Here is a 14,552-nt window from a genome sequence, read left to right as displayed (position 1 = left end):
ATATGTATGAACGTCATTTTAAACGAATGCAAGATCTCACCTTAGCATCGCTCGCACTACTCGTATTGAGCCCAATCTTATTCGTTGTCGGTGTGATGATTCGAATCAAGCTCGGGGGCCCCATCTTCTTTCTACAGGAACGCCCGGGTAAGGATGGCGTCGTATTCCATTTAATCAAATTTCGGACGATGACAGAGGAACGAGATGAACATGGAGAACTGCTTCCCGATGAGAAGCGTTTGACACCATTCGGTCAGAAGTTACGTTCCCTTAGCATCGATGAGTTACCAAGTCTGATCAACATCATCAAAGGGGACTTATCGATTGTCGGTCCTCGGCCGCTCCTTGTCGAATATTTACCTAGATATAGTGTGGAACAGAAACGACGTCATGAGGTGCGACCTGGATTGACGGGACTTGCTCAAGTGAATGGTCGCAATCGCTTATCGTGGGAAGAACGCTTTAAACTAGATGTCCGTTACGTCGAACATGTGACCTTTTGGGGCGACTGGTGGATCGTGATTCGGACCGCCTACAAAGTGTTACGAAGAGAAGGGATCTCTTCTGACACATCGGCGACGATGGAAGCATTTATGGGGAATAAGACCATGCATCAGTAAAACATCTTTTCGCAATGCGGAGAGATGTTTTTTTATGAGTTCGGAAAACCATAAAAGAGTAAATCTTACATAATAAAAGTTTTAATTGTCTGATAATGGATATAATGTATGTAGAATCTTGTTTCTTTTGTCGCATAAATAGGGAGGGAGTATGAGGAAAAAGTACTTATTGTTCGCGATGATGTTGATTGGTGTGATTTGCTTGAATCATCCAATGGTTTACGAAGCGACGAACGATGCGACATGTACAGTCTGTGAGGAGGAGCCGTCACCCGTCGCAGGTACGGAGGAGTCTCCCTCTGAAGAGGTGATTCAACCTGATCCGTCAGAATCGTCTCCACCATCGTCGGAAGCCCCCCCATCAACAGAAAGTGATACGGATGAAACGGATAACCCCGAATCGGTAGAAGTGATCCCGATACCAGACGATTCAGATGCAATCGTACCTGAAACGGAGGAGCTCGACGATTCAGTAGAAGCCCCACCTGTCACCGAATCTGCAGAACCAAATGAGAAGATCCCGACGGAAGATGTACCGATTGAAGACACGTCTTCTTCAAATCCTCCGTCAACGGACAAAGCAGTAGAGGAAAAGGCAGAAAATGAAGCAGAGGCATCAGGAGTGGCTGGGATATCGTTACTAGATAACCTGACCTTGAACGGGTCATACGCTGATCGTGTGACGCTCACGGCGACAGGAAGTGGGGTTCTGAACTTGAATCTTTTAAAAGATCGATATGTCATCTTTAAAGTTCCAATCAGTCTGATGCCTTATGTCAATCAAGCGAGTTTAACAGGTACGTATAATGTACCTTCCATCAGTTTACTTGGGATTGAAATTGGGAGACGGTCGGGAGCGCTAGCACGTGATGATTTTTTAATCGACACTGCAAGCGGACAAATTATTTTTAACGCCAACGAGTTATTAAGTGTTTCCCTTCTTTCGAGCTCCACGTATCGCTTCACCATTAGCTTTACACTGTCATCGTTGCCACTAGGGCACCCACAGCAATATACGTTTTTTAGCCATATGACGAATGAAATCGTGGACATTGAACTCTTTTCCGACGGGAGCGATTCATGGACGCTTACGTTAGATGGTCCTCTGTTTTATTTAACCGTGCCCTCCACGATTGATTTTGGGATTGTCCCGCTCCACGAAGCGAGACGAACGGTGAATCGCCAGACGATGATGACATTGATTGTGTCGCATGAGCGGGCACTCGGTTATCCGTGGCGGCTCCTGGCCAACGCCTCACCGTTACAGACAGGTGAGGGGGATGTTCTCGAAAATAGTGTCTATTTTCGTACGGCGGATGGGCAACTGTTGCCTCTTGAACAAGGTCCGCAACTGATCACATCCGGCGTGATGGAAACGGAATCGACGACACTTTCCTATTCTTCTGATGAAGGGATTGTTCTCGATTTACAAACACAAACACCACGTGCACAACCATATTACTCAACGATTACTTGGACACTCGTCAACGCGCCTTGAAAAGGAGATGACCGATGATGAAATGGAATAAAGTAACGGGTTGGATGATTGGATTATGGGTTGTTGGAAATGTAATGACAGTAAATGCTGCGACGACAGGGACGACAAACGCCGTCATTGACTTTGTCGATCTCGAACCGCCTGAGATTTTAGATCCAGAAAATCCGGATATCGTCTTGGACCCCCAACCGAATGAAGGAGACGGGGACGTGAACGATACAGCTGGTGATCTGACACTCGACTTCGTTCCCCATATTTATTTCGGGTCAAACGAGATTGAAAATGATTTGGCGGCGCGATATGAAGCCGTGCTTCCTGCGAAAGGTGGTTCACTCACGAAAGGTCCATTCCTTCAAGTGACCGATCGCCGCATCATCCCGGGACAATGGACGGTTTCAGTTAAAGCTTCAACATTTATGAGCAATGGAGCAAAGACTTTAGCTGGAGCGTATTTGACATTTTCTGAAGGTGTCGTGACCAGTCCGGAAACGAATAGTGGATTCACAGGTCCGAAGTTACGAAGTGAAGCGATTCAGGTGATTGCGGATGACTTAGCAGGAGCGGTCCCTCTCTTGTCAGCCGATACAGGAGAAGCGCCATTCACATGGCTTGCACATTGGATTGGAGAAGGAGATGTCGGTGTGTTTTTGGATATCCCAGTGAATACGAAACAAGTCGGAGAACACACGTCTGTTCTGACATGGACACTCAGTCCTGATTTAGGACCGTAAGAGGGTCGAGGATGAGAATGTGTTACAGACTGCTCTCCATCTTATTCGTTTGTCTATTCGTCAACTCCGTGACGCCAGTAAGCGCGCAAACCGGAGAAGTGGGTTTTTCCGTTGAACGGGTCCCACATGTTCAGCAAACGAATGACCGTGTCGGGTATTTTGACTTGCTCGTGAAGCAAGATAATGAAACGACGTTAGACGTGATCATCCACAACCATGCGTCTGAAGACAAAACGTTCGATGTAAAGATTGGGAATGGCTATACGAATGAGAACGGGGTCGTCATGTATGATCAGGAGAAAGCCATCTCGAATCATCTCTCTTTCACAGAACTTGTATCCACTTTTGATGAAAACGTAACGATTGCGTCAGGCGAGTCGAAGCGAATATCGTTCGTATTGAAGAGCGTGAATGAAGACGTGAACGGCGTCATTTTAGGAGGGATTCGCGTATCCGAAACGGAGGAGCGACAAGAAGACGCGCAGGTCGGACTTCAAAATCGATATGAATACGTGATTGGCGTCGTCTTACGAACATCGGTCAAACAAGTCCCGTTTCTTCCAGAATGGCAAGGCGTGAACGTCAATCAAGAGCATCATTATCCGCACATCGCGTTTCAAGTGATGAATGCGTCTGGTTCCATCAGTCAAGACTTGGACGTTCAAATGACGATTCGATCGGATGAACAAGATGTGAAGCTCGATCATGCGATGGAGGCGAAGCTCGTCCCTTACACATCGACGGGTTTTCGCTTCCCGTTGACGAAACGACTAGATGCGGGCACTTATCAAGTCGAGATGACGATGACCGAATCGGGTACAGGGGCGACTTGGACTTGGGAAGACGAACTGATCGTTTCTGAAGAAGAAGCGGAAACGATTCGCGAACGTGTCGAGCAACCAATTGTGGAAGAATCGAGCTTCTTTAGTGGCACTTGGACGATGTCTCTGCTTGCGCTTCTATTGACGGCAGCCTTCTTGTACATCGTCCATTTAAGAAGAAAGTTAAAGACACAATAACGTCAAATCCTCGTCGATAGAACGAGGATTTTTGTATGCATGCAGGAAATTCACAAGCTTTCTCGAATAGGACAAAAAGAAAAAGCGCCCGACCGAGGTCAAACACTTTTCTTCATTTGCTGTTTTCGGTCGCGTTGTACTTTCCAAATCACTGACACAATGACAATTAGAATTGGAGCGAATATCCAAGGTCGAGCTTCTAAGATTGAAACGAGCTCAAAGATGGAGAGCCAACCACTCACCATGATCAAGACAAGTAAAAAGGTTTTCAGTCCCCCCCGGACTGGCAGCCAAAAATAAATCAATAACGTCACCAAAAAGAAAGCGATTAAGCCCATACGGTTTGTCCTTTCACCCATCATTTTGACTCATTATAGCAAAGAACATCGAGAGAGTGTTAGAAGCTTCACTTCTTGAGCGTATTTGAGTACGCTTAGAAAAGATGATTGAAGGAGGAACTGATGTGAAATTTGGAATTATAGGCTTAGGATATGTTGGATTGGCGACACTATGCGGATTGGCCAAAGCTGGTCATGAAGTCATCGGTGTCGAGACGCACCAAGGGAAGTTAGGTCTCCTGAAGAGTGGTCACCTTCCATTCCACGAACCGGGCATGGCGGACGTGTTACAAGAGCACGCTGATCAAATCACGTTGACCGACGAAATCGCGGATGCGGATCATGTCGACTATTTGGTTCTCGCGGTCGGCACACCGAGCAAGCCCGATGGAAGTTGTGACCTCTTTTATATCGAGACAGCTCTTTCCGAATTGAAGACGAAGCACAAGGTCATCATTCGTAGCTCGGTCCCACCTGGCACGACAGATTTGTTGAAGATCATGTATCCTTCTCATACGTTTGCGATTGTACCTGAGTTTCTACAAGAAGGGCGCGCCCTCGCAGATGTGATGAAACCACATCGTGTCGTCATCGGATGTGAGGACCTTGAGGTTTGCGAAGAGTTGGCAGGAATTTATGGCCGACTTGGCGTTCCGCTCATCTGTACGACGCCGATCAATGCCGAGCTCATCAAATACGCCTCGAACGCCTTTTTGGCGACAAAGATCAGCTTCATGAACGACTTGTCTCGTCTAGCTGATGAGGCAGGGGCGGACATCACGACGATTGCGGACGGAATGGGTCTTGACCCACGGATCGGACGTTCGTTCCTCAATGCCGGAATCGGATATGGAGGCTCTTGTTTCCCGAAAGATATGGATGCGCTTCTTCATGTCGCAAAAGAAAACGACGTCAATCTTCGCATCATCAAGGCGGCAGCAAAAGTGAACGAAACACAAGCGCCGTACGTATTGTCGAAACTTCATCTAGAACCTAAGATGCGTGTCGCCATTCTCGGCTTGGCATTCAAACCAGGAACGGATGATATGCGAGATGCACCGTCGATTCTACTCGCACACCATATGGTCGCCCGAGATATCGAGGTCATTGGCTATGACCCGATTGCAACATGGGAATACCCACAAGCGGCGTCTGTTGAAGAAGCCTTGAAAGATGCAGATTATGCGATTCTCGTCACGGAATGGGAAGAACTCGTCAACTTGGCACCGGAAGCCTTCTCCGGCATGCGTCAACGTCGGTTGATTGACGCGCGGAATGCGTGGAAGTTCGCACGTGACCCGGGTGACGTCTCGTATGAAGGGATCGGTCGGATGCAACGTCCGTCCAACACCCCGACATCAAACTAAATCTTCTGAGGGACCGTTCCATTTAGCGGTCCTGTTTTTGTGTGTGATGAATCTTTTGTGTGACGAATGACGTAAAGTAAAGAAGAGGAGGTGAGGCACATGTGGATTCTTGTATTGGCCGCGGTCATTGTCATCGCACTTGGTTTTGCGGTAGATCGTCTCGGATGGCACGATTTGATTTCGGGTTACAATACGATGTCTAAGGAGAAGCGGGAGCGAATCAACATTCAAAAAGTGGCACGTCTTGTCGCCTGGATGTGCTACGGGATTGGCGCTATTTTTCTCCTCATCGCGCTCATCGAAGGATTTGAGTTGGACATTCCACTCGCTCCGTTCTTTATCGTGATGATTGTCTTCATCGTAGCTATGCTTTGGCGTATGCAAAAGTATGACGGCAATATTTATGACGAATCGGGGCGCTTGAGACCGGGTGGTAAAAAGCGTCTCATCCCGATTGTCATCGTCTCCGTCGTCTTACTCGTCGGAGTGCCGGCGCTCATGTTTTGGTTCAGTCAACCGACCGAGGTGACCGTGACAGATTCGACAATCGTCATTGAGGGGAGCTACAGCCGTGAGATCCCATTCGATGAACTCGATGATGTGACGTGGACGACGTTACCCGAAATCGCGCGACGGACGAGCGGGGCGGAATCGGGATCACGTCTGACGGGACATTTTCGAACGAAAGCAGGGGAGGACGTTCTTCTCTTTATCGACCGTGATGTCGAGCCTGTCATTCGACTCGATTGGTCGGAAGAACCGATTTATTTGAATCAGTCTTCGGCAGAAGCGACGAGGCAATTATATGAGGACATTCGTTCTCGCTGAAGAAAGGGACACTCAATTCGAGTGTCCCTTCGTCTTAACCCATGATTCAAATGAAGCCGCATCGAGTGCGGGTGAGAAGTAGTAACCTTGCCCGAGCTCGACCCCTTCCCGAATCATACGGGACAGGTCGCTCTCGGTCTCGATGCCTTCCGCGAGAGCGGTTAACTGTTGCTCGTTCGCAAAGCGTGAAACGGCACGTAAGAACGACGTGCTTTCTTTCGCTTTCCCGCTAACATACATCCGGTCGATCTTCACTTCCTGAATCGGTAAGTGCCAAATCGCTTCGAATGAAGCGTATCCAGTCCCAAAGTCATCAATCGAGAGACAATACCCGAGGTCGGCGATATCTTCTAACCGTTCGAGCTCGCTTGCATACGACATGATATCCGATGACTCGGTCAATTCGATTTTCAGACGGTCCGGTAACCATGGATATTTCTCAATCGAATCGCGAAGCTTCGTCACAATCGATGGGTCGACCGAGTGGGCCGACAGGTTGAACGATAAGGAGATATCTTCAAACATTGTTTCTTGCCAAGCGACGAGTTGTTCAATCGTCTGGTCAAGGATGTTGTGTGACAGCCACAGGATTTGATCGGACCGTTCGGCGATACGAATGAATTCATTCGGTGGAATGATTCCAATCTCAGGATGTGTCCAACGGGCGAGTACTTCCGCACCGACGATGCGTCCGGTTTTCAGCTCGACTTGCGGCTGATAGGCGACCGTCAAGTCACCTTTTCGAATCGCATCCGGAAGTGCCTGTTCGATTAAGGCAGCGAGCTGCATCTGAGCTAAGATATCTGAGTCATACCAAACGAGTGGCGTACGTGTTTCTTTCGCATGTTGCAAAGCTTTCATTGCCTCGAACAAGCAATCGGTATACGAAGGTTTCGTCTCGGTCGCACCGAGTTGAATATGCACGTTTTGTCGCTTGTGATTGACGGTCACTTCGCTCGGGAACAATTCCAGCAATTCATGTTCATCCTCGGCACTAAAGCCTTTGACATACAGCATGAACATATCATCCCGATATCGTCCGAAGAGATGGTGCGCATATTTCGATAGACGGGTTTCGACAGCGCGGGCGAACTCCGTCATGAGTAGGTCCGCGTACGCCGGGTCATACCAGTCAACGAGATGATGGTAGTCGTGCAATCGAATCAACAAGAACGTCCCATCAATCTCTTGATGCTCCCACTTCTTGATAAACCCATACTCGTTATAGAGATTCGTCGCCAAATCGAAGCGGACGAGTCGGTCGACTTTTCGCTCCCGTTCGACCCGGTCGGTCTCATCTTCGACAATTAAATAGTACGTCAGTTTTTCTTCTCGTTTGAGCGGGGTGAGCTTGATGTTCAAATAGCGTGTGTGTGCACCTTTTAAATGAATGATGAACTGCGCACTCGTACCTTGGTCGGCCACACCCTCAAGCGCTTGCTCGAACAGGCGCCGTCCCGTCTCGGTAAACAGCTGATTGATTTCGTATAAGTTTCGGTCCCCGAAAAATTGACGGAACATCTCGTTTCGTTCCATCAGGTTATACGAATCGTCCATCAAGGCGATGGCGAGACCCGTCTCGGAGAAGAGCGATGACCAACGTTCGTGATAGCGGACGAGTTCTTGTGAGCGATTTTCAAGCTCATGAACGGTCGAATGAACGCTCACCGCAATCTCACGTAATTCGTCCTCAATACCACGGAAGTCATGTGTTTTCGGGAATGTCGCTTCGACCGGATCTATACTGGGATCGATGGCGAGGGCACGTGCTTTCAGATGCGCCAAATCGTGATTATACCGTTTACGCGTATGGTAGAGCAGGAAAATCAGTCCAAGCGATAAGAGGAGCGTTGCGACAAAGGATGTCGTGGCAAGCACCTGATAGTGTTTACTTTCCTCTCGCAACATCGTTTCGGATGTGGAACGAATCGAGCGAAGGGCGGCGTATGCATCTTCGTAGACGTTCGTCGAATTGACGTAACGGGCTTCAAGTGACGCTTCACTGCTCGCCATATTCGCAAACGATTGACCACTTTCCGCAACATCGATGACAGCTTTCGTTTGTAACGCTTCGTTTTGGTCGATGATTTTTTGAATGATCGTCGCTTCGTTGACAATCAAGTCAACGGTGTTCGTCAATTGTTCCACGTCAATCGGTTCTTGGAACAGCGTATCGCTACTGCGCAAGAGCATCGACTGCATTCGCATCATCGCGTCCGTCAGCTCATACGTGGCGTTCGGTTGATTGGTCTGTTCGAGCGCCTGATACAGCCAACGTCGATTGATTGAACTGATGACATCAGATGGGACCGCTTCGAACTGTTCTGCGTCGAGAATGCCTTCCAATTCATTCGAAAATGTTTGAAGCGTCTCCCGTTCTCGTTCATTCACACCGGCCTCAAAGTCTTTTTGCAGTCTTTCATTGTATTGAAGCGCGCGCTCTTTATAAGGAATAGAAAGAAATGATGTTGTCTGATTCGATTGATCCTCGTATCGAGTCGCCGCCTCGAACAAGGTGACATATGCTTCGACGCCAGCCAGGTTTGCTGCCTGATTCAAGTTCGTGATGGTCTCGTCAATCGCTTCTTTTTTTTCATGCCAGTAATAACTCGTTCCGAGTCCGAACATCAAGACACCGATGAGGCAAGCAATTGCTAGTACCATCGTGTAGGTACGGTATGGAATTTTAGCAAAGCGGGGTTGGCCCATCCGGCACCTCCTTTTTTTCCTTCATCATACTTCCGATTTCGTTTCATCGGATAAAAATCCTGCAAAACAAAAGAAAAACCCGACTTTCGTCGGGTTTTATAGTGTGACAAAAGTCACGGTCGTTTGTAACCAATCAAGCGTGATTGCCAATACGGTTCTTTGCTGATTTGGTTGTATCCTAAGCCGAACGAGCCGGCATGAATGAATGTATCGGCGTTGATCATGATGCCCATGTGTGAAGGTCCTGCGGTATACGTATTCTCAAAGAAGACGAGGTCACCCGCCTGAGGGACGAACGACGTCGGTAACTGTGGACCGAAGTAAGCACCAGCCCAGTAGTTGGCCACGTTTGTGCGTGGGATGCTGACGCCTGACTGATTGAATGCATAATAGATGAGACCTGAACAATCAAAACCACCATTTGCGGGACTAGATGAGGCCCATACATATGGGGTGCCGACGTATTGCTTGGCCACCTGAATCGTAGCAAGTCGTGTCGCCTGCGCGTTTTGACCTTTGATTTCGGTGACAGCTGATTTTGCGACGAACCCTGACGCGAGCTTGTAGTGGGTCGTCGTTTCCCCGATGACGTTTAACAATTCACCGCGCAGCGTCGAACCGACCGTACTGCTCGATTCGTTCGCCTGTGCCCGAATCGCTGTTGGGTAATACGTGTAGTATGAATTCGCATCATATGAACCTTCCACCCATGTCGGTCCTTCGGTCCCGGTCGAGCCCTTTGAGACTGTTTTGACGTAAGCTGAAGCGACAAAACCGACCGTATTGCCGTAGTAGATTTGAAGCCAGCCGTTTGACGCTTGAACGACACGTAATGTCTGTCCGGCCTTGACGCTCCCGATGATCGTCGCGTTCGTCGACGCGCTCGACCGAACGTTCAGGGACGGTGTGTTCACGACATAATCGACTTCCGCATTCCCGGCACCCGCATCGCCTTCGTTCGGGGTTGGATTGCTTGGAGTTGTCGTCGTCTGCTTCAAATATCCGGCGCTCACATACCCGGATTTCCCGTTATACGTGACGTAATACCAGTCACCTGACTTCTTCGTCGCTTGAACGACCGTACCGTTCGGGATATTCGTCACGAGTGCATAGCCGATGCCGGCTCCTTGGCGTACGTTCAAGTTCGCCGTCGTGACAAACTGCTGGTTCACCGTACTTTCCGTAGGAGTACTTGGGCTTGGGGTAGTCGTGACAGGTGTGGACGGTGTCGCGGATCCTGATGTCGTTAAATATGTATGAGCGACATAACCTGTGCGTGAGCCATATTTGACTTGTGACCAAGAACCTTCTCGTTTTAGCACCGTGACGGCTTTCCCTTTCGGAATCGTCAATAAGATACTAGCTTTCGTCGACTTGGAAGCACGGAGGTTCAAATTGACTGTCGTCTTCGCAGTGGTCGCACTCGGTTTCACGCTAGGCGGTGTCGTCGGTGCAGGTGTTGTGGGAGTCGACGTTGAAGTCTTTTTCAAATATCCGTTGTGCACCCACCCCGTTTGACCACCGTAGCTTACTTTTGTCCACGAGCCGTTCGTTTGAATCGGTGTGACAACTTTTCCTTTTGGGATCGTCAACAAGATCCGATGGGACGTCCCGGCGCCCGAGCGTAAATTTAACGCATCCGTCGTCGCCATGCGCGTCGTGCTCGACGTTGAGAGTGACGAACCGCCTGTCGATCCAGTACCGGATACTTGAAGCGTTTGACCAATTCGGATGGAATCAGACATCAATCCGTTCAACGATTTTAAAGCCGAAACGGAAAGGTCGTAGGATCGGCTAATGGACCACAACGTATCACCGGATCGCACCGTGTGTGTGCTTGCGGCGGCTGCTTCATCTGCATGAGCCAATACACTGACCGCTGCGAGAGCCGCGAATGAATAGGTGAGACCTGACTTTGGATTCATAGCGTCACTTCCTTTCAAAAATGAGAGCGAAACATTCAACAAGTGAAACAATACAATTTCATTGTACGGTGAGATGAAATGAGCAAGCAATGGGACAAATGGTCAATTCGGGTCTCTTTCTTATAAAGGAGGTCAATAATTTATAAGTGGGAATAACTGCCTATTTTTTTCATTCAAAAAAGTAGGAAGCATTGACTCTCTGTTGAATTTTGGAAAACGTGAGATGAAAGGTTTCATGCTATTATAATGTCAAATCAAATGGGGTGAGGTAGAAGACTGATGGTCGAGAAGAACTTTTCAAACCAAACATATCGTAAACATCAAGAGAAACTGTTCGAGCTCGTACGCATGCCAATCGTGACGGAAGGCACGGTACAAGAGGCAACTCGATATATGTGTGAGATTGTCGCTGACATGCTAGCGGTCGATACGGTGTCGATTTGGCACTTTGATCCATCTTATCGGTCAATATCATGCCAAGTTGCCTATTCTCAAGAATCAGGGACACATTATCCAAAACTGACAGTTCACCGTGAACTCGCACCGGACTATTTTGATGCACTTCAAAAAGACCGGGTGCTCGCATTTGAGGATGTCCGCAATCATCCTTGGGTGAGGGAGCTATACAAGGAGTATTTCGTAGAGGGACAGCGTATCTACTCGATGCTCGATGCGCCGATCTATGCGAATAATCGTGTCAAAGGTGTCATCTGTTGTGAGTCATTCCTTCCACGGGAATGGACCTATCTTGAAGAGTTGATTGTTAGTACACTGACGGACTTTATTTCGATTCTTTACTTCCGGCTCGATCGACAGGCAGTCGATACACACATCCGTCGATTAGCCTATATAGATGAATTGACGGGTCTTTTAAAAGATACGGGCTTCATCGAGAAGATGGACGAAGAACGTCAGCGTCAACCGCAACAACTAGGCGCTTTAGTCTATTTGAAAGTCGACGATTTTCGGTCAATCGAAGATGCCATTGGAATCGAGAAATCAGATGAAATTGTCCGAGAAGTGGCCAATCGTCTACGTCGTTATGTCGATGAATCGAATCTGAGTCGCATGTCGCAGTCTGGGTTTGCGATTTGGTTACCCTATGGGGATCGGATTAAACTGAATGCCGTCGCGGATGAGTTGTGTGAAGTTCTCGTACGCGACCCGTTCCTTGTTGATGAGCTAGAAGTCATCTTGACGATGAGCGCGTTTATCGCTATCGAGCAAAAGGATATCACGACACTCGAGATGGTTCATCGGGCACGTATCGCCGCGAGTGAACGAGCGTTTCAACGAGCGGCGATTGTCTTCTATGAAGAAGAGATGGGGACGAAAGCGGCGAATCGACTGATTTTGGAGATGAATTTACGAAGTGGACTCGCAGGAAATGAGTTCATGCTGTATTATCAACCGAAAATCGATGCGACGACCGGAGCGCTTAGAGGATTCGAAGGTTTGATGCGCTGGAATCATCCAGAGCGTGGTCTCGTTCCTCCGCTCGACTTCATTCCGCTCGCCGAATCGACGGGGGTCATCATTGACTTAGAAGAGTGGGTGTTCGTGACGGCCTGTCGTCAGCTCAAACGATGGCATGACCGAGGAGAATGGTATTCACTTGCCCTCAACTTATCAGCCCGTCACTTCTTGTCTGAAGGCGTCGTCGAGAAATTCGCTCAAATTGCCCGTGAAGAGGGGGTCTGTACGAGCTATTTGACGCTCGAAATCACCGAGAGTGTCGGCATGGAAAACCAACAGCATGTCATCGATCGATTTGTTGCGTTTCGAGAAGAAGGGTTTTCGATTTCAATCGATGACTTTGGGACCGGATTCTCGGCGTTCGTCTACTTGAAGCACTATCCAATTCACGAGATTAAAATCGATCGTCAATTCATCCAAGTGACGGAGAACGATCCGACCGGAAACGTCATCGTCGAGTCGATCGTCGACCTCGCGCGAGGACTGAACTTGAAGACCGTCTGTGAAGGAATTGAGACGATTGATCAGTGGCATGCGTTACGCGAACTCGGCTGTGATGAGATGCAAGGGTATTACTTCTCTAAACCGTTACCGCTCGAGGAACTCGAGACATGGATTGATCACTATACGACAAAGCAAAGGGACGCCTGAGTGCGTCCCTTTTGTTATGGAATGAATATGATTCGAACCGTAGTACCTTGTCCTGGTGCACTGTCGACGTCGACCTTCCCACCATGCGCTTCGATGATGTCGCGCGAGATGGCCATTCCTAGACCGCTCCCGCGGGCATCGTCCGTGTTCGTTCCACGGTAATAGCGTTCGAATATATAAGGCAATTCGGCTTCAGCAATCCCGCTTCCGTCATCCTGGATCGTCACGACATCATCACGGACCTGAATCGTCACTTTTACCGATTCATCATTATGAAGAAGGGCGTTATACAGGAAGTTGAGCAGGGCACGTTTCATAAAGTGGCGGTCAATCGAAACGGTCGCTGCCGTGGTCGCCTCGAATTCGATGTGACGCTCACTGAAACGGGGGTCGTTCAACACGTCGATGACGAGTTCGCGAACGAATGGCTCGAGGCGCGACTCTTCCAACGTGAGCGGGAAGTCGCCATGCTGAAGACGCATCGTCAAGTTGAAGTCATCAAGTAATTCTTTCATATATTTCGCCTGACGTTCAATCACGTGTACGTATTGGTTACGCTCAGTTACATCTAGCGATTCGTCATCCAATAGTTCGGCGTATCCTTGAATCGAAGCGAGTGGGGTCTTCAAATCATGCGACACGTTACTCATCCATTCTTTCCGTCGCTCATCGAGTTCCTCGCGTTGTCGTTCGTACGTCGTCAATGTCTCAGAGACCGCATTCAAGTCGTGGAAGACAGGACGATAAATGCCGACACGTTTCGGTTCGGATGTCGAAAAATCGCGTTGCTTCAGTTGTTGGATTCGCTCGGTCAGTCGATAGACGGGACGGGTCAATCTGGAGCTAAACAAAAGACCAATCAGAGCGGCCACGAGCAAGTCGACGACGAGAATCCAGAGGAATGCCTTTGCCATATAAGCGAGGATTGCTTGTTCATCTAGCATAAAGAGTGCCCGGCGTTCGCTAGCGTCTGGGACACCGATGAGGTAGCTATAATCGTCAAACTCTCCGATGAAGTAGAGGCGAAGCTCATCATCCATATATTTATAAATTTGAATCAGATCGATGGGCGAATAGGCGTCTGGCAACCCACTCGGTGCATCGACCTCACTGACGACTCGTCCCGTCTCATCTAAAAAGCGGATGAACGCCCCATACTGCTCGAGCGCCTCTTGACCTTCAGTTGAGACGACGGGTTCTCCGTCCTCAAGCGACAGGTACGTACTGAAGTTACGGGTGAACGTCTCCCCTGAGTTGCTTTCGACATCATCGATACCTGTTCGGTCGTTGAGTAGCACAAATAAGATGACGATGTTCAGAAAGACGACGATGGCGACAATCAATACAATCGACAGTAAATAGCGACCGGTCAGCTTCCATTTCATCATGA

The 14,552-nt window shown here is 48.8% G+C and carries 11 protein-coding genes; 7 read left to right on the top strand and 4 right to left on the bottom strand.

The genetic code is table 11. The features are described from left to right. Nucleotides 1–2: 2 nt before the first annotated feature. From KNP04_RS04465 to KNP04_RS04450, 4 genes are all read left to right on the top strand, one after another. Nucleotides 3–620, top strand: a complete 618-nt coding sequence (locus KNP04_RS04465; RefSeq protein ID WP_214874793.1) for a sugar transferase — start codon at nucleotides 3–5, stop codon at nucleotides 618–620. A 151-nt stretch (nucleotides 621–771) separates the two neighbouring features. Next, nucleotides 772–2,118, top strand: a complete 1,347-nt coding sequence (locus tag KNP04_RS04460; RefSeq protein WP_214874792.1) for a hypothetical protein — start codon at nucleotides 772–774, stop codon at nucleotides 2,116–2,118. A 17-nt stretch (nucleotides 2,119–2,135) separates the two neighbouring features. After that, nucleotides 2,136–2,849 carry a WxL domain-containing protein gene (locus KNP04_RS04455; RefSeq protein ID WP_214874791.1) on the top strand — a complete coding sequence of 238 codons (714 nt, stop codon included), beginning with the start codon at nucleotides 2,136–2,138 and terminating at the stop codon, nucleotides 2,847–2,849. Nucleotides 2,850–2,860: 11 nt separating this feature from the next. Beyond that, complete coding sequence (locus tag KNP04_RS04450; protein WP_214874790.1) at nucleotides 2,861–3,868, top strand: DUF916 domain-containing protein; 1,008 nt, start codon at nucleotides 2,861–2,863, stop codon at nucleotides 3,866–3,868. Nucleotides 3,869–3,966: 98 nt separating this feature from the next. On the opposite strand, the gene KNP04_RS04445 is transcribed toward KNP04_RS04450, so the two are convergent. Further along, a complete protein-coding gene (locus tag KNP04_RS04445; protein WP_214874789.1) occupies nucleotides 3,967–4,227 on the bottom strand; it encodes a hypothetical protein in 261 nt (86 codons plus the stop codon). A gap of 104 nt (nucleotides 4,228–4,331) precedes the next feature. On the opposite strand from KNP04_RS04445, the gene KNP04_RS04440 reads away from it, so the two are divergent. After that, complete coding sequence (locus KNP04_RS04440; RefSeq protein WP_214874788.1) at nucleotides 4,332–5,573, top strand: UDP-glucose dehydrogenase family protein; 1,242 nt, start codon at nucleotides 4,332–4,334, stop codon at nucleotides 5,571–5,573. A 99-nt stretch (nucleotides 5,574–5,672) separates the two neighbouring features. After that, nucleotides 5,673–6,401, top strand: a complete 729-nt coding sequence (locus KNP04_RS04435) for a DUF3784 domain-containing protein (protein WP_214874787.1) — start codon at nucleotides 5,673–5,675, stop codon at nucleotides 6,399–6,401. Nucleotides 6,402–6,413: 12 nt separating this feature from the next. On the opposite strand, the gene KNP04_RS04430 is transcribed toward KNP04_RS04435, so the two are convergent. Further along, nucleotides 6,414–9,110 carry an EAL domain-containing protein gene (locus KNP04_RS04430; protein ID WP_214874786.1) on the bottom strand — a complete coding sequence of 899 codons (2,697 nt, stop codon included), beginning with the start codon at nucleotides 9,108–9,110 and terminating at the stop codon, nucleotides 6,414–6,416. Between the two features lie 113 nt (nucleotides 9,111–9,223). Beyond that, complete coding sequence (locus KNP04_RS04425) at nucleotides 9,224–11,035, bottom strand: C40 family peptidase (RefSeq protein WP_214874785.1); 1,812 nt, start codon at nucleotides 11,033–11,035, stop codon at nucleotides 9,224–9,226. A 279-nt stretch (nucleotides 11,036–11,314) separates the two neighbouring features. Here KNP04_RS04425 and KNP04_RS04420 point away from each other — a divergent pair, with 279 nt between their 5' ends. Next, nucleotides 11,315–13,162: a sensor domain-containing phosphodiesterase gene (locus tag KNP04_RS04420; protein ID WP_214874784.1), complete on the top strand. Its 1,848-nt coding sequence runs from the start codon at nucleotides 11,315–11,317 to the stop codon at nucleotides 13,160–13,162. Nucleotides 13,163–13,176: 14 nt separating this feature from the next. Here the strand turns inward: KNP04_RS04420 and KNP04_RS04415 are convergent, their stop codons facing one another. Beyond that, the gene (locus KNP04_RS04415; protein ID WP_353047901.1) at nucleotides 13,177–14,547 is read right to left on the bottom strand and encodes a sensor histidine kinase; all 1,371 of its coding nucleotides are present in this window, start codon (nucleotides 14,545–14,547) and stop codon (nucleotides 13,177–13,179) included. Nucleotides 14,548–14,552 lie beyond the last annotated feature (5 nt).

Source organism: Exiguobacterium sp. CH10, assembly GCF_018617635.1.
Lineage (GTDB): Bacteria > Bacillota > Bacilli > Exiguobacteriales > Exiguobacteriaceae > Exiguobacterium > Exiguobacterium aestuarii_A.
Note: the sequence above shows the minus strand (reverse complement) of the source record. Positions and strands in the feature narration are given on the sequence as shown.